Annotated in this window: 15 protein-coding genes; 10 read left to right on the top strand and 5 right to left on the bottom strand. The window is 56.5% G+C overall.

What is annotated here, in order from left to right:
• Window positions 1-254 precede the first annotated feature (254 nt).
• Window positions 255-3779, bottom strand: a complete 3525-nt coding sequence (gene nifJ, locus ABFV38_RS11970; RefSeq protein WP_348957318.1) for a pyruvate:ferredoxin (flavodoxin) oxidoreductase — start codon at window positions 3777-3779, stop codon at window positions 255-257.
• Window positions 3780-4050: 271 nt separating this feature from the next.
• Between nifJ and ABFV38_RS11965 the strand changes: the two genes are divergently transcribed.
• Window positions 4051-4317 (top strand): DUF333 domain-containing protein, encoded by a 267-nt coding sequence (locus ABFV38_RS11965; RefSeq protein ID WP_023312003.1) that lies wholly within the window; start codon window positions 4051-4053, stop codon window positions 4315-4317.
• Here the strand turns inward: ABFV38_RS11965 and hslJ are convergent, their stop codons facing one another.
• From hslJ to ABFV38_RS11945, 4 genes are all read right to left on the bottom strand, one after another.
• A complete protein-coding gene (gene hslJ, locus ABFV38_RS11960; RefSeq protein ID WP_048029814.1) occupies window positions 4318-4755 on the bottom strand; it encodes a heat shock protein HslJ in 438 nt (145 codons plus the stop codon). It lies immediately after the preceding gene.
• Window positions 4756-4883: 128 nt separating this feature from the next.
• Entirely contained in the window at window positions 4884-5012 is a 129-nt protein-coding gene (locus tag ABFV38_RS11955; protein ID WP_008501283.1) for a DUF2474 domain-containing protein, read from the bottom strand.
• The gene (cydB, locus tag ABFV38_RS11950) at window positions 5012-6022 is read right to left on the bottom strand and encodes a cytochrome d ubiquinol oxidase subunit II (protein ID WP_348957317.1); all 1011 of its coding nucleotides are present in this window, start codon (window positions 6020-6022) and stop codon (window positions 5012-5014) included. Before cydB ends, ABFV38_RS11955 begins: the two co-directional genes overlap by 1 nt.
• Entirely contained in the window at window positions 6022-7422 is a 1401-nt protein-coding gene (locus tag ABFV38_RS11945; protein WP_048029816.1) for a cytochrome ubiquinol oxidase subunit I, read from the bottom strand. Before ABFV38_RS11945 ends, cydB begins: the two co-directional genes overlap by 1 nt.
• Window positions 7423-7812: 390 nt before the next feature.
• Between ABFV38_RS11945 and ABFV38_RS11940 the strand changes: the two genes are divergently transcribed.
• The 9 genes from ABFV38_RS11940 (at window position 7813) to ABFV38_RS11900 (ending at window position 16330) form a co-directional block, all read left to right on the top strand.
• Window positions 7813-8001 carry a hypothetical protein gene (locus ABFV38_RS11940; RefSeq protein ID WP_032645155.1) on the top strand — a complete coding sequence of 63 codons (189 nt, stop codon included), beginning with the start codon at window positions 7813-7815 and terminating at the stop codon, window positions 7999-8001.
• 82 nt (window positions 8002-8083) lie between these two features.
• Window positions 8084-9493 (top strand): PLP-dependent aminotransferase family protein, encoded by a 1410-nt coding sequence (locus tag ABFV38_RS11935; protein ID WP_032674890.1) that lies wholly within the window; start codon window positions 8084-8086, stop codon window positions 9491-9493.
• A gap of 271 nt (window positions 9494-9764) precedes the next feature.
• Complete coding sequence (gene ydcS / locus ABFV38_RS11930) at window positions 9765-10910, top strand: putative ABC transporter substrate-binding protein YdcS (protein WP_024907240.1); 1146 nt, start codon at window positions 9765-9767, stop codon at window positions 10908-10910.
• A 17-nt stretch (window positions 10911-10927) separates the two neighbouring features.
• Window positions 10928-11941, top strand: coding sequence for an ABC transporter ATP-binding protein (locus ABFV38_RS11925; protein WP_235403486.1), 1014 nt, complete (start codon window positions 10928-10930; stop codon window positions 11939-11941).
• Between the two features lies 1 nt (window position 11942).
• Window positions 11943-12887: an ABC transporter permease gene (locus ABFV38_RS11920; protein WP_348957316.1), complete on the top strand. Its 945-nt coding sequence runs from the start codon at window positions 11943-11945 to the stop codon at window positions 12885-12887.
• Window positions 12877-13683 (top strand): ABC transporter permease, encoded by an 807-nt coding sequence (locus ABFV38_RS11915; RefSeq protein ID WP_023292290.1) that lies wholly within the window; start codon window positions 12877-12879, stop codon window positions 13681-13683. The genes ABFV38_RS11920 and ABFV38_RS11915 overlap by 11 nt, the downstream gene beginning before the upstream one ends.
• A 24-nt stretch (window positions 13684-13707) precedes the next feature.
• Complete coding sequence (gene patD / locus ABFV38_RS11910) at window positions 13708-15132, top strand: aminobutyraldehyde dehydrogenase (RefSeq protein WP_235403488.1); 1425 nt, start codon at window positions 13708-13710, stop codon at window positions 15130-15132.
• Window positions 15133-15314: 182 nt separating this feature from the next.
• A complete protein-coding gene (locus ABFV38_RS11905) occupies window positions 15315-15488 on the top strand; it encodes a GhoT/OrtT family toxin (protein WP_013096478.1) in 174 nt (57 codons plus the stop codon).
• A gap of 86 nt (window positions 15489-15574) precedes the next feature.
• A complete protein-coding gene (locus tag ABFV38_RS11900; RefSeq protein WP_235403489.1) occupies window positions 15575-16330 on the top strand; it encodes an alpha/beta hydrolase in 756 nt (251 codons plus the stop codon).
• Window positions 16331-16369: the final 39 nt, after the last annotated feature.

The following is a 16369-nucleotide window of genomic DNA, read 5'->3' as shown; positions in this document are numbered from 1 at the left end:
GAATAAATCAACGGTAATAGTCATTGGTTTGATGAATGTCTTAATGCAAAGTATATAAAATTAAAATTATTAATCAGGCGTTAAGTAAGCTATTCTTGGCGGCGTTATATGCCTTTAAGATTATTTATCCATAATTCGCGTGAATATTATTTAGGAAACTAAATAGATATTTAATGATTATCTGGATTCGCCCGGTGTGAATACACCGGGTTTTTTTATGGCATAAAAAAGCCCGGACACGCCGGGCTGAGAAACTAGTCGCTGGTCGATTTTTCGGCTTTTCCCGCCAGTTGCGCCAGGAAGTCATACCGTTTTTGCAGATCGGCCGCGGCGTCTTTCCATAGCTGTTCAGCCACTTCCGGCTGCTGCGCGTTAAGGCGACGGAAGCGCTGTTCCTGCATTAAGGTCTCGGCCAGGGCATCTGACGGCGGACGCGAATCCAGCGCCAGCGGTAATTTACCCTCATCAGCACGACGCGGGTCGAACCGGTACAGCGGCCAGAAGCCGGTCGCGGTCAGCTGTCGCATTTGATCGTGGCTGAGTGCCAGGTCGTAGCCATGCTCTTCACACGGGCTGTAGGCAATGATCAGCGACGGGCCTGGATATGCTTCCGCTTCCTGGATAGCCTTCACCGTCTGGTTAAGCTGGGCCCCCAGCGAGATTTGTGCGACGTAAACATGGCCGTACATCATCATGCTCACGCCGAGATCTTTACGTGCCTTGCGTTTGCCGTGTTCACCGAATTTCGTGACTGCGCCAAGCGGCGTCGCTTTCGACGCCTGACCACCGGTGTTGGAATAACACTGCGTATCCAGAACCAGGATATTGACGTTTTCGGTCAGGCTCAACACGTGATCCAGTCCACCGAAGCCGATATCGTAAGCCCAGCCGTCACCGCCAATCAGCCAGATTGATTTTTCAACCAGCGCGTCCGCGTCGGTCAGCAGCTGTTCAGCGCCCGCCACGCCCTGAAGCGCCTGACGTAGCTCAGCAACCTGCTCACGACGTACCTCTGGCGTCGCGTCCGCGTGAAGCGCGTCATTGAGCCCGGCGGGGATCTGCCCGGCAAACTGTTCCAGCAGGCGCATCACGCGTGCGCGGTGCTGGTCAACGGTCAGGCGGAAGCCCAGGCCAAATTCGGCGTTGTCCTCGAACAGCGAGTTCGCCCACGCGGGACCGCGACCGTTGGCGTCAGTGGTGTACGGCGTTGAGGGCAGGTTACCGCCATAGATAGACGAACAGCCGGTAGCGTTGGCAATCAGCATCCTGTCACCGTACAGCTGGGTAAGCAGCTTGATATACGGTGTTTCACCGCAGCCTGAACAGGCGCCGGAGTATTCAAACAGCGGCGTGATCAGCTGTGAAGTGCGAATATCAATGCGTTCCAGTTTGCTGCGATCGATTTCCGGCAGATTCAGGAAGAAGTCATAATTGACCTTCTCCTCTTCAACATGCTCCAGACGCGACATCATATTGATGGCTTTGATCTCCGGGTTCTGCCTGTCTTTCGCCGGACAGACCTCGACGCACAGGTTACAGCCGGTGCAATCTTCCGGCGCGACCTGCAGAACGTATTTCTGTCCGCGCATATCGCGGGATTTTACATCCAGCGAATGCAGGCTGGCCGGCGCGGCCTCCATCTCTTCCGGTGACACCACTTTGGCGCGAATGGCAGAGTGCGGGCAGGCCGCCACGCAGTGGTTGCACTGGGTACACAGTTCTTCCTTCCAGATGGGGATCGCTTCGGCGATGTTTCGTTTTTCCCAGCGGGTGGTGCCCATCGGCCAGGTGCCATCTGGCGGCAGCGCAGAGACGGGCAGGGCATCACCCAGCCCGGCGAGCATCGCCGCCGTCACGGTCTTCACGAAATCAGGCGCCGCATCGGACACGACTGGAGGGCGGTTCGGGCTTGCGGCATTGACCGGCTGCAGCGGCACCTCGAACAGCGACTCGCGCGCCAGCGCCAGCGCCTGCCAGTTACGTTCGACCAGCTCCTGGCCCTTGCTGCTATAACTTTTGGCAATCGCGCCCTGCAGTTCCGCCAGCGCGCTGTCGCCCGGCAGGATATTCGTCAGATGGAAGAAGGCCATCTGCATAACGGTATTGATACGCGCGGCAAGGCCACATTCGCGGGCAATTTTCGCCGCGTTCACTACAAAGAAACGGGCTTTTTTCTGGTTTAGCACCGCCTGCACTTCCTGCGGCAGGCGCGACCAGACCTCATCTGCGCTGTATGGCGTATTCAGGAGGAAAATACCGCCAGGCTTCAGGCGCTCGGCCATCTGGTATTTATCGATAAACTGCAGCTGGTGACAGCCAACAAAATCAGCCTGAGAAATAAGATACGCAGAGCGGATGGGCTGTTCGCTCACGCGCAGGTGGGAAACAGTCAGACCGCCAGCTTTCTTGGAGTCATAGACGAAGTACCCCTGGGCGTACCACGGCGTGGAGTTCCCGATGATTTTGATGTTGTTTTTGGTCGCAGAGACGCTGCCGTCACTGCCCAGACCATAGAACAGCGCCTCGAGTTTGGCGGTTGAGGGCAGGGTGTTTTCCGGCAACGACAGGGACAGATTGGTCACATCATCATAAATGCCGACGGTAAAGCGCGGCTTGGGCTTCGCTTCGCTGAGCTCGTTGAATACCGCCAGCACGCAGTCCGGTCCGAACTCTTTGGAGGACAAACCATACCGCCCTCCGATCACGCGCGGCAGCGTTTCACGTTCGCCATGATTAAAGGCTTCGGCCAGAGCCGTCATCACATCCAGATACAGTGGTTCCGCCTGCGCCCCCGGCTCTTTGGTGCGATCGAGAACCGCAACGGTACGCGCGCTCTCCGGCAGCGCAGAGAGCAGATGTTTCGCCGAGAACGGCCGATAGAGACGCACTTTAAGCACGCCAACCTTTTCGCCGCGCGTCAGCAGCTCGTCAACAACTTCCTCGCAGGTACCAATGGCAGAGCCCATCAACACAATGACCCGTTCCGCCTGCGGATGGCCGTAATACTCAAAGGGTTTGTATTCCCGACCGGTCGCGGCGGCAAAGTCATTCATCGCTTGTTCAACATGGTCGTAAACCGCGTTGTACCACGGGTTCGTGGCCTCACGGGACTGGAAATAGGTATCCGGGTTCGCTGACGTGCCGCGAATCACCGGGTGTTCCGGATTCAGGGCGCGGGCACGATGCGCGTCGATATCCGCCTGCGGGAGGAGTTTCAGGATTGTCTCGTCAGCCAGCGGGACGATTTTGTTAATTTCGTGAGAGGTGCGGAAACCGTCAAAGAAATGAATAAACGGCACCCGGCTTTTGAGCGTGGCGATATGCGATATTAAAGCAAAGTCCTGGGCTTCCTGAACGCTGCTGGCGCATAGCATCGCGCAGCCGGTCTGGCGTACGGCCATCACGTCTGAGTGATCGCCAAAGATAGAGAGCGCGTGGGTGGCAACGGTCCGCGCTGCGACGTGCAGAACGAAAGGGGTCAGTTGCCCGGCGAGTTTGTACAGCGTCGGGATCATTAACAACAATCCCTGAGAAGAGGTAAACGACGTGGAAAGCGCGCCGGTCTGAAGCGCGCCGTGCACCGTGGCAATCGCACCGGCTTCAGACTGCATCTCAACTACTCTCGGGACATCGCCCCAGACGTTTTTTAACCCGTTACCCGCCCAGGCGTCTGCCTGCTCAGCCATGGTAGAACTTGGCGTAATCGGGTAGATGGCGATAACTTCACTGGTGCGAAACGCGACTGAGGCAACTGCACCATTACCGTCAATAGTTTGCATAGGACAACACCCTTACATTGCGCAAAAAATAGGGGTCTGTATTACGACGACAAACCCTGAATATTATCTGTGTATTCTAGCAAACGGGGGATTTTACGATTTTCGCTTTTGTGTCCTCGGTATTCTCGCCATCAATGAGTAGATCAAACTTTTGGCGAAAAAATTGCGAGAAATTGTTTCTGGAGCGCATAAATACGCACTTCCGCTCTCGACGACACGGGATGGGATGCCTATTATGCATAGGTTTCGCATTATTCATGGGGGAGAGAGCATGCGCTCAGCATTTTGGGTAGGGTGTGCCGCATTATTGTTGTCGGCATGTAGCAGTGAACCCGTTCAGCAGGCAACGGCAGCCCACGTGGCGCCGGGAATGAAGGCGGCGATGTCCAGCTCGGGTCAGGCTAACTGCGCGATGATTGGCGGCTCGCTGTCGGTTGCCCGCCAGCTTGATGGTTCTGCGATTGGGATGTGCGCCTTGCCAAACGGCAAACGCTGTAGTGAACAGTCGCTTGCCGTTGGGAGCTGCGGTAACTACTGATTATTCTACACGCTTAAACATCAGCGTTTTATCGGCTGTCGCCAGCGTTAACTGGTCTTCCGTCAGGTCGACCTGCGCCCCTTTGCGCAGCATGTCGCCGATGGCCTGATCCAGCTCATTCAGCTGCGGTTCAGTACAGAGCTTGCGCGTCATGGCCAGCGTTTTCACTTTAAGCTCGCCTTCGGACAATTTCCCCTGTCCGTTGAAGCGATTACACATCTGGCCAGAAACGCTGATGTTATTCACCAGGCTGATATCAGGCAGGGCACTAAAACTGATCTCAGGTTGCGTTGTCGCGGTCTTAACGGCCTTACCGTTCACATTTTCCAGCACAAAGCGGTGGTTCTGAAGTTGCTCCGGCTGAACGGAGGCTTTACCCGGATTAACGCACCCGGTAAGGACAAGACTGATAACACTTAACGCAATGAGCTTTTTCATTTTTCTTCTCAAACTATAAATACTGTGAATCTTTTTCCAGTGTAACGATACTCTGCCGTGCGTTAATGGGGTTTATCTGAAAGTGCGGGGGGAAGGAGACGGGCAACGCTGCGGTTGCCCGGGATGAGTTAATGCGATTTAAACCCTGCTGCCGTCATCAGCATACGGAAGAGCATACTGACCGCAGCCAGCGCCAGTACGCTGCCGCCCCAGATAATGGCCAGCCACAGCAATCTTTTCCAGACCGGTTGTTGCATCAGTGATAACCCTCCCCATGCTGAACTTTGCCGCGGAAAACGTAGTAACTCCAGAAGGTGTAGACCAGAATTACGGGAATGATCAACAGCGCGCCGACCAGCATAAAGCCTTGGCTTTGCGTCGGTGCGGCGGCCTGCCACAGGGTGATCGACGGTGGAATAATATGCGGCCAGATGCTGATCCCCAGCCCGCTAAAGCCGAGGAAGATTAGCCCCAGCGTCAGAATAAACGGACGGCTATGGCTGTCGGGATTATTCAGGCAGCGCCACTGGTACAGACTCAACATCACGACCAGCGCCGGGACGGGCAGCAGATAAAACAGGTTCGGCAGCGTAAACCAGCGCGCGGCGATGGCCGGTTGCGCCAGCGGCGTCCAGAGGCTAATGGCGGCAATAAACGCCAGCAGCACGATTAATAGTGTTTTCGATACTTCACGCATCCGCTGTTGCAACGCGTTTTCGCTTTTCATCACCAGCCAGGTCGAGCCTAACAGCGCGTAGGCCACCACCAGGCCCGCGCCGCAAAACAGGTTAAACGCGGTAAACCAGTCAAAGGGGCCGCCGGTATAGGCCCGGCCGGTGACGGTAAAGCCGTTAATGACGGCGCCTACCGTCACGCCCTGGGTAAACGTCGCCAGAATGGAACCACCTATAAACGCCTTATCCCAGAACGGACGGTGCGCCGGCGTGGCTTTAAAGCGAAACTCAAACGCCACCCCGCGGAAAATAAGTCCGATCAGCATTAATGTCAGCGGAATGGTCAGGGCATCAACGATGACCGCATAGGCCAGCGGGAATGCGCCGAACAGGGCGGCACCGCCCAGCACCAGCCAGGTTTCATTCCCGTCCCAGACCGGCGCGACGCTGTTGACCATCACGTCGCGATCGTCGGCGTTTTGCGTGGCCGGGAACAGAATGCCGATCCCCAGATCAAAACCGTCCATCACGATATACATCAGCGTGGCAAAGACGATGATCACAAACCAGATAATGGAAAGATCGATACCCATTATGGCTGCTCCTTATGTTCAGTTGTGACGGCAGAAAGCGGGCGCGCCGGACGTCCATCGGACTCGGTGGCGAAAGACTCATGCGGCTGCGGGCCTTTTCGGATGAGGCGCACCATATAGCTGTAACCCACGCCGAATACCGAGGTGTAAACGATGAAGAAGGCCAGCAGGCTCACGCTCATATGCAAATCACCATGGGCAGAAACCGCATCCTTCGTTCGCTGAAGCCCATAGACCACCCACGGCTGGCGGCCCACTTCCGTGGTGATCCACCCGGCCAGAATGGCAATCAGCCCGGATGGCCCCATCAGCAGCGCAAACCACAGGAAAGGGCGCGATGAATAAACGCGCTTTTTATAGCGCAGCCAGAGTGCCGTTACCCCAAGCAGCAACATCAGCATGCCCAGGCCCGCCATAATGCGGAACGACCAGAAGACGATGGTGGAATTCGGGCGGTCTTCCTTTGGAAACTCTTTCAGCGCCGGAACCTGTTTATCCAGACTGTGCGTCAGAATAAGGCTGCCGAGCGCGGGGATCTCCAGTCCAAAGCGGGTGCGCTCCTGCTCCATATCCGGCCAGCCAAACAGCAGCAGCGGGGTCGGCTCACCAGGCGGGTTTTCCCAGTGGCCCTCAATGGCGGCGATCTTGGCGGGTTGGTGTTTTAAGGTGTTCAAACCGTGCATATCGCCAACCAGGGCCTGAATGGGGGCGACAATCAGCGTCATCCACAGTGCCATCGAAAACATTGCCCGGATGGCGGGGGTATTATTCCCGCGCAGCAGATGCCATGCCGCGGATGCGCCGACAAACAGGGCGCTGCTCAGGAACGCGGCTATCGACATGTGCAGCAGGCGGTAAGGGAAGGAGGGGTTAAACACCACCGCGAACCAGTCCACCGGCACCACCTGACCGTTGACGATCTCATAGCCCTGCGGGGTCTGCATCCAGCTGTTTGAAGAGAGGATCCAGAAGGTAGAGATGATGGTCCCCAGCGCGACCATGCAGGTAGCGAAGAAGTGCAGCCCAGGCCCGACTTTGTTCCAGCCGAACAGCATTACGCCGAGGAATCCGGCTTCGAGGAAGAAGGCGGTAAGCACTTCGTAGGTCAGAAGTGGGCCGGTAATACTGCCCGCAAACTGTGAAAAGCCGCTCCAGTTGGTGCCAAACTGGTAGGCCATCACCAGCCCGGAGACCACGCCCATGCCAAAGTTGACGGCAAAAATCTTCGACCAGAAATGGTACAGCGAGCGCCAGACCGGATTTTTTGTTTTCAGCCACAGCCCTTCGAGCACGGCAAGGTAGCTTGCGAGACCAATGGTGATGGCCGGGAAAATAATGTGAAAGGATACGGTAAAGGCAAACTGTATCCGCGCAAGGTGAAAAGCATCTAAACCAAACATGCACAGCCTCAATGTCAAACGGTGTGCTGTTATGGTATAGGGGCGGAGATCGGACGAGCAGACGCAGAAAAGCGAATTTTAACCATAACAGTTGGCGTAAATTTCACGCTTTAGCCATCTGATATACCTTGAGGCTGTGGAATAAAAACATTCTTTTTATGAATTCTCCGCATTAAACCGCTTGCTTTGTCGTCAGCGCCGTGCGTTAATGGTCTTCTGGTTTTGAGTCCAAATAAATATCTGACGTAGTTTTTAAAGCAGTTCTCATCACGTTGTGCCTCTCCGCAGCCTCTCTTGGGTCTTTATCTACATTCCGATTCGTTTTGTTTAAAACCATTATGCCCAATCGGCCCATTAGTAATTTACGTTTTAACGTTTCAGGAGAATCCTATGACTTCTTATATCCATTTTCGCTGCCCATGCTGCCATGGTTCGCAGTACCGTACCTCAGCCTTTGACGTGTCTGAGAAAAACCCGTTTGGCGCGAAATGCATTTTTTGCAAATCGCCGATGATCACGCTCGACCACCTGGCCGCCGCGCATTCCGCTCAGAGCCATGTGACCGAATACCGTAAGTAATTCATCTTCCAGACTATAACAGTTAGCTAAATCTTCTCTTTTTCTCCTGCTGATATACACTATCGGTCATAAGGAGAATCTGATGAAAAAATACCAGCGTCTGGCGCAACAAATTATCTCGCAGATTGAACTTGGCGTATGGCTGCCGGGCGATAAGCTGCCTTCCCTGCGAGAGCAGGTGGCGAGCAGCGGCATGAGTTTTATGACCGTTGGCCACGCGTATCAGATGCTGGAAAGTCAGGGGCGCATCGTCGCCAGACCGCAGTCGGGCTATTACGTTGCCTCGCGCCCGACCGCACAACAGCCTGCGCCACCCGCTCAGGTGATGCGTGACGAAGCGGTGGATATCAATACCTATATCTTCGATGTCTTACAGGCCAGCCGCGACCCCTCCGTAGTTCCCTTTGCTTCCGCGTTTCCCGATCCCCGGCTTTTCCCGCTTCAGCAGCTCAACCGCTCGCTGGCTAACGTCAGTAAAACCGCGACGGCGATGAGCGTGATTGAGAACCTGCCGCCGGGTAACGTCGATCTCCGCCACGCCATTGCCCGTCGTTACGCGCAGCAGGGGATGAACATCTCCCCGGAAGAGATCGTGATCACCGCAGGCGCGCTCGAGGCGCTGAATCTTAGCCTGCAGGCGGTGACCGAACCGGGGGACTGGGTGATTGTCGAAAACCCCTGTTTCTACGGCGCGCTACAGGCGCTGGAACGCCTGAAGCTTAAAGCGTTGTCGATTGCGACAGACGTCCGCGAGGGGATCGATCTCAACGCCCTTGAACAGGCGCTGAATGAGTACCCGGTTAAAGCCTGCTGGATCATGACCAACAGCCAAAACCCGCTCGGCTTCACGCTGAGCGCGGAGAAAAAAGCGCAGCTTGTCGCACTGTTAACACAGCACAACGTCCCGCTGATTGAAGATGACGTCTACAGCGAACTCTATTTTGGCCGCGAAAAGCCGCTCCCGGCGAAAGCGTGGGATCGTCAGGACATGACGCTTCACTGCTCGTCCTTTTCAAAATGTCTGGTGGCCGGTTTTCGCATCGGCTGGGTGGCAGCAGGAAAACACGCGCGTCGCATTCAGCAGCTGCAGCTGATGAGCACGCTCTCAACCAGTTCTCCCATGCAGCTGGCGCTGGTGGATTACCTGGCGACCAAACGCTACGACGCCCACCTGCGCCGCCTGCGGCGTACGCTGGCCGAGCGGAAGCAGCAGGCCTGGCAGTCACTTCTGCGCCATATGCCTGCCGGTGTCAAAATTCACCATAACGACAGCGGCTACTTTTTATGGCTGGAACTGCCGGCACCGCTGGATGCGGGGCTGCTGAGCGAAAAGGCCTTAACGCACCACATCAGCATTGCTCCGGGAAAGATGTTTTCCACCTCTGACGCGTGGACGCCGTTCTTTCGTTTTAATACTTCCTGGGCCTGGGGAGAGCGGGAAGAGCAGGCGGTCATTCAGTTAGGAAAATTAATTAGCACGATGCTGGAATAATCCTTTCTCCGTTATTTAAATAATCAATTCTTATCCTGATGACGGCACTGCGAATATTTCGCGGTGACCTGTCATAGGAAATCTGCATACCGTCTCTCGCGCCTAACTCCTTGTCTATAATCCAGTTAACGGGGAATGCGCCCTCGGTCACACCTTGATGAAATTTCCTGAAGCCGTACGGTGCGGCGCATTTGCGCGGTCTACGTTTAATAAGGGAGATATTTTTACGGCACGGCTGCCGCTAAATTTCATTGCGACAGGAGTAACTCTTATGAGCAAAAATTTTGCCCGCAGCAGCCTGTGTGCGCTCGGCATGACTATCATGACAGCGCAAGCCGCAGAACCCCCCAAGGCCATTGGCGACGGGGAAGGTCGACTGGATATTATCGCCTGGCCGGGATACATCGAGCGGGGACAGACGGATAAAAACTACGACTGGGTCACCCAGTTTGAAAAAGAGACCGGGTGTGCGGTCAACGTCAAAACGGCAGCCACGTCGGATGAAATGGTCAGCCTGATGGCGAAAGGGGGATACGATCTGGTGACCGCTTCAGGTGATGCCTCCCTGCGACTGATCATGGGCAAACGCGTCCAGCCGATTAACCCCGACCTCATCCCCAACTGGAAAACCCTCGACGAACGGATTGTGAAAGGGGAATGGTTTAACGTCGGGGGCAAGGTCTACGGCACGCCGTACCAGTGGGGGCCAAACCTGCTGATGTACAACACCAAAACCTTCCCGACGCCGCCGGACAGCTGGAGCGTGGTCTTTACTAAACAGGATCTGCCGGACGGTAAAACCAATCAGGGACGCGTGCAGGCGTATGACGGCCCGATTTACATCGCCGATGCCGCGCTGTTTGTCAAAGCCACGCAGCCGCAGCTGGGTATTAAAGACCCGTACCAGCTCACCGAAGCACAGTATGCCGCCGTGCTTAAGGTGCTTCGCGACCAGCATGCCCTGATCCACCGCTACTGGCACGACACTACCGTCCAGATGAGCGACTTCAAAAACGAAGGCGTCGTGGCCTCCAGCGCCTGGCCGTATCAGGCGAATGCGCTGAAGGCCGAGAACCAGCCCATTGCCACCGTCTTCCCGAAAGAGGGGGTGACAGGCTGGGCGGACACCACCATGCTGCACGCGCAGGCTAAACACCCGATGTGCGCTTACAAATGGATGAACTGGTCGCTGACGCCGAAAGTGCAGGGCGATCTGGCAGCATGGTTTGGTTCCCTGCCTGTGGTTCCGGAAGGGTGTAAAGCCAGCACGCTGCTGGGCGATAAAGGCTGCGAAACAAACGGTTATAACGAGTTCGACAAAATCATGTTCTGGAAAACCCCCATCGCAGAAGGCGGCAAATTTGTCCCTTACAGCCGCTGGACGCAGGATTACATCGCCATCATGGGCGGTCGTTAATTGCCCGGGAGCAGAACATGACGTACGCAGTCGAGTTTAACAATGTTTCCCGCCTGTACGGCGACGTCCGGGCGGTGGATGGGGTCACCATTGCGATTCGTGACGGAGAGTTTTTCTCCATGCTGGGGCCTTCGGGCTCCGGCAAAACCACCTGCCTGCGTCTGATCGCCGGTTTTGAACAGCTGTCAGGCGGGACGATTTCTATCTTCGGTAAAGAAGCGAGCGAACTGCCCCCCTGGGAGCGGGATGTGAACACCGTGTTTCAGGACTACGCGCTGTTCCCGCATATGTCGATCCTCGACAACGTTGCCTACGGGCTGATGGTCAAAGGCGTCGACAAGAAAAAACGGCATGCCCAGGCCCGTGATGCCCTGGAAAAAGTGGGCCTGAGCTTTGCCATCGCCCGCAAACCTTCACAACTTTCCGGCGGCCAGCGTCAGCGTGTCGCCATTGCCCGCGCGCTGGTGAATGAACCGCGCGTCCTGCTGCTGGATGAGCCTTTAGGGGCGCTCGATCTCAAGCTGCGGGAACAGATGCAGTTCGAGTTGAAGAAACTTCAGCAGGAACTCGGCATCACCTTTATTTTTGTCACCCACGATCAGGGCGAGGCCCTTTCCATGTCGGACCGGGTGGCGGTGTTCAATAACGGGCGCATCGAGCAGGTGGATACCCCGCGCGATCTCTACATGCGTCCGCGCACGCCGTTTGTCGCCAGCTTTGTTGGCACCTCTAACGTTTTTGATGCGGGCCTTGCGCAGACACTTTGCGGGATGGAGGGCACCTTTTCCCTGCGCCCGGAACATATTCGCCTTAATGAACAGGGTGACGTTCAGGTTCAGGGCGTCGTGCAGGCCGTTCAGTATCAGGGGGCGGCCACGCGTCTGGAGCTGAAGCTCGCCGATGGCGCCAAACTGCTGGTGAGTCAGGCTAATTTCAGTGACGTCTCGCCGCTGAGCAGCATTGCGCCGGGGCAGGCGGTCATGGCGTCATGGTCACGCGACGCGATGATCCGCCTTCACGAGGAGAGGTGAAATGGATATGAGTGTCGCGCATCCTCCCGCCCCGCGCGGCCGCTTAAGCCGCATGACCGCACTGTTCTGGCGTAAACCGTCGCTCGGCCTGTTCCTGCTTCTGCTTGCGCCGCTGATGTGGTTTGGCATCGTCTATTTAGGATCGTTGCTGACGCTGCTGTGGCAGGGGTTTTACACCTTCGACGATTTCACCATGGCGGTCACGCCGGATCTGACGCTGGCGAATATTCAGGCGCTTTTAAACCCGGCAAACTACGACATCATCCTGCGCACGTTAACGATGGCGATTGCGGTGACCATTGCCAGCGCCATCCTCGCATTCCCGATGGCCTGGTACATGGCGCGATACACCAGCGGCAAGTGGAAGGCTTTCTTCTATATCGCCGTGATGCTGCCAATGTGGGCGAGCTATATCGTCAAAGCCTACGCCTGGACGCTGCTGCTGGCGAAGGACGGCGTGGCGCAGTGGTTTCTCAGCCATCTTGGACTGGAGACGATTCTGACTTCAATCCTGACGCTCCCGGCAGTGGGCGGTAACACCTTATCCACCTCCGGGCTGGGGCGGTTTCTGGTGTTCGTGTACATCTGGCTGCCGTTTATGATCCTGCCCGTCCAGGCGGCGCTGGAGCGCCTGCCGGCCTCGCTACTGCAGGCCTCAGCCGACCTCGGCGCGCGCCCCCGTCAGACGTTCCGTTATGTCGTTCTGCCGCTGGCCATACCGGGCATTGCGGCGGGATCTATTTTCACGTTTTCCCTGACGCTGGGGGATTTCATCGTTCCTCAGCTGGTCGGCCCGCCGGGCTATTTCATCGGTAACATGGTCTACTCCCAGCAGGGCGCTATCGGCAATATGCCGATGGCCGCCGCGTTCACGCTGGTACCCATCGTACTGATTTCTCTTTATCTGGCGTTCGTGAAACGTCTGGGAGCATTCGATGCACTCTGAACGCGCACCGCTGTTCCTGAAAGTGGCAGCCTGGGGAGGCGTCATCTTCCTGCACTTCCCGCTGCTGATCATCGCGACCTATGCCTTCAACACCGAAGACGCCGCTTTCAGCTTTCCGCCACAGGGGCTGACGCTGAAATGGTTTAGCGTGGCGGCGGGGCGCGGCGATATTATCGAATCCGTGACGTTGTCACTCCAAATTGCCGCGCTTTCCACCGCCATTGCCCTTGTGCTTGGCACGCTTGCTGCAGCAGCGTTGTGGCGAAGCGCGTTTTTTGGCAAGAATGCGATCTCTCTGCTGCTGCTGTTACCGATTGCGTTACCGGGGATCATCACCGGTCTGGCACTACTGACGGCTTTCAAAACGATCAATCTTGAGCCGGGGTTTTTCACCATCGTCGTCGGACACGCCACCTTCTGCGTGGTGGTGGTGTTTAACAACGTGATTGCCCGGTTCAGACGCACCTCCTGGAGCCTGGTGGAAGCGTCGATGGATCTCGGGGCTGACGGGTGGCAAACCTTTCGCTACGTGGTGCTGCCCAATCTGGGTTCCGCGCTGCTGGCCGGGGGAATGCTGGCGTTTGCCCTGTCGTTTGACGAGATAATCGTCACAACATTTACGGCGGGACACGAGCGCACGTTACCGCTGTGGTTGCTCAACCAGCTCGGGCGTCCGCGCGACGTGCCCGTCACCAACGTTGTTGCTCTGCTGGTGATGCTGGTGACAACTATCCCCATTCTGGGAGCCTGGTGGCTAACCCGCGACGGCGAAAACATTGCCGGTAGCGGGAAATAACAGTGAATTCAACAGGAAAATGCTATGCAAAAACATCTGCTGATAAACGGTGAGCTGGTTGCCGGAGAAGGTGAAAAACAGCCAGTTTATAACCCGGCCACCGGAGAGGTACTGCTGGAAATTGCTGAGGCGTCAGCGGCCCAGGTCGACGCGGCGGTGCTGGCTGCTGATCGTGCTTTTGCGGCGTGGGGACAAACGACGCCGAAAACCCGCGCCGAGTGCCTGCTGAGGCTGGCGGATGCGATTGAAGCGCACGGCGAGGCGTTTGCCCGGCTCGAGTCCCTCAACTGCGGCAAGCCTCTGCACTGCGCGCTGGGTGATGAAATTCCGGCGGCGGTCGACGTTTTCCGTTTCTTTGCCGGGGCCGCCCGCTGCCTGAACGGCCTCGCCGCTGGCGAGTACCTTGACGGCCACACGTCAATGATTCGCCGTGACCCGGTGGGCGTGGTGGCCTCTATCGCGCCGTGGAACTACCCGCTGATGATGGCAGCCTGGAAGCTGGCCCCCGCGCTGGCAGCAGGGAACTGCGTGGTGATTAAGCCCTCTGAGATCACGCCCCTGACCGCGCTTAAGCTGGCAGAGCTGGCAAAAGATATCTTCCCGGCGGGCGTTCTGAACGTGCTGTTTGGTCGGGGCAAAACGGTCGGCGACCCGCTCACCGGACACGAGAAGGTCCGCATGGTTTCGCTGACCGGTTCGATTGCGACCGGTGAACATATCATCGGCCATACGGCGTCCTCGATTAAACGCACCCATATGGAGCTGGGTGGCAAAGCGCCGGTGATCGTGTTTGATGATGCCGACCTCGATGCGGTGGTTGAAGGGGTGCGGACGTTTGGTTTCTACAATGCCGGACAGGACTGTACGGCGGCCTGCCGCATTTATGCCCAGAAGGGAATTTATGCTCAACTGGTGGAAAAGCTGGGCGCCGCGGTTGCCAGTCTTAAAATGGGTGCCCCGGAGGACGAGTCTACCGAACTCGGTCCGCTCAGCTCGGCCGCCCATCTTTCACGCGTCTGCCAGGCCGTCGATGAGGCGAAAACGCTCGGCCATATCCGGGTTGTCACCGGCGGGAGCAAAAAAGAGGGGGCGGGCTACTACTTCCAGCCAACCCTGCTGGCGGGGGCAAAACAGGACGATGCCATCGTTCAACGCGAGGTGTTTGGCCCGGTGGTGAGCGTCACCGAATTTGATGACGAGGCGCAGGTGCTGGCCTGGGCGAACGATTCGCAATACGGCCTGGCGTCATCGGTCTGGACCAAAGACGTGGGGCGCGCCCATCGCCTGAGCGCGCGCCTGCAGTACGGCTGCACCTGGGTGAATACCCATTTTATGCTGGTGAGCGAAATGCCGCACGGCGGCATGAAATTATCGGGCTACGGCAAAGATATGTCGGTCTACGGGCTTGAGGATTATACGGTCGTCAGGCATGTGATGATCAAACACTGATCCGCTCAGCCTGGTCGCTTGCGCGGCCAGGCGTGCTCCTTGCACGCCACACGTGTTACGTAAGATACTCAATTGTTATTAGCCGTAATTTTTAAGTGGTTATTCTGTAACGAAAAAACTTGATCTGTGTCAACATATGACGCATATTGCGTGCGGTTATTTTTTCGGCTCTGGTATACAGAATGACGTTGTATCAAAAGATGTTGGTTTTTTACGCAATCATGGCTTCCATCTGCGCATTAATCACCTGGTTCCTCTCTAAAGACCGCAAACGTATCCGCCTGCTCAGCGCTTTCCTGGTGGGGTCAACCTGGCCAATGAGCTTTCCCGTTGCGCTGCTGGTCTCGCTTTTCTGAAGCACGCTTCCAGTTTTAAAAGATGAACATAGCATTCCTGATGTGATGGCTGTATAAATACACAGTGCATCATGAAAGGAGTGCTTATGAACAGTTTTTACTCGCAGCAGGCCGGTTGCACCGTGCGCTGGCACGACTTGCCCGGTACCGGCGATCCCGTGGTGTTCATTCACGGGCTGGGCTGCGCCTCTTCCTATGAATATCCCCGCGTCGTTTGTGACCCGCTGTTTGGCGCGCGCAGAGCGATTCTCATCGACTTGCCCGGCAGCGGCTACAGCGATAAGCCTGAGCACTACAGCTATAAAACCACTGACCAGGCGCACGTTGTCGCGGAACTGATTGACCATCTTAAACTGGATTCCTTCTGGTTATACGGCCACAGCATGGGCGGCAGTATTGCTATCGAGACGGCGGGGCTGCTGGCAACGCGCGTGAAGGGACTGATGGTGTCAGAGCCCAATTTTCACGCGGGTGGGGGCATGTTCAGCCGGTCTATAGCGGCGCAATCCGAGCAACAGTTTCTGGAGCACGGATATGACGCCATGCTCAGCGCAGAAAAAACAGCATGGGCGGGATGCCTGCAGAGCAATGCCGCTTATGCCGTCTGGCGCGGTGCATCTGGCCTGGTGGCCGGTGTTGAACCGGAATGGGAAGCGCAGTTCCTGTCACTCTCTTGCCCGGTAACGTTGATTTTTGGCGAGCTCTCTCTGCCGGATGACGATGTGGAAAATCTCCAGCAGAAGGGCGTTGAGGTGAAAATTATTCCTGCGGCGGGGCACTCAATGTCCTGGGAAAACCCCTCTGCGCTGGCGCGGGCCTTAGCCGAATGTATGACGATGTGATTATTGTGCAATGTATCATCGTTGCGAAATGTAGGCCGG

Origin of the sequence: Enterobacter cloacae complex sp. Mu1197 (assembly GCF_040059225.1) — a bacterium.
In the GTDB taxonomy this organism is placed as follows: domain Bacteria; phylum Pseudomonadota; class Gammaproteobacteria; order Enterobacterales; family Enterobacteriaceae; genus Enterobacter; species Enterobacter quasiroggenkampii.
The sequence above is the reverse complement of the archived record's forward strand: the minus strand, read 5'-3'. Positions and strand labels throughout refer to the sequence as shown.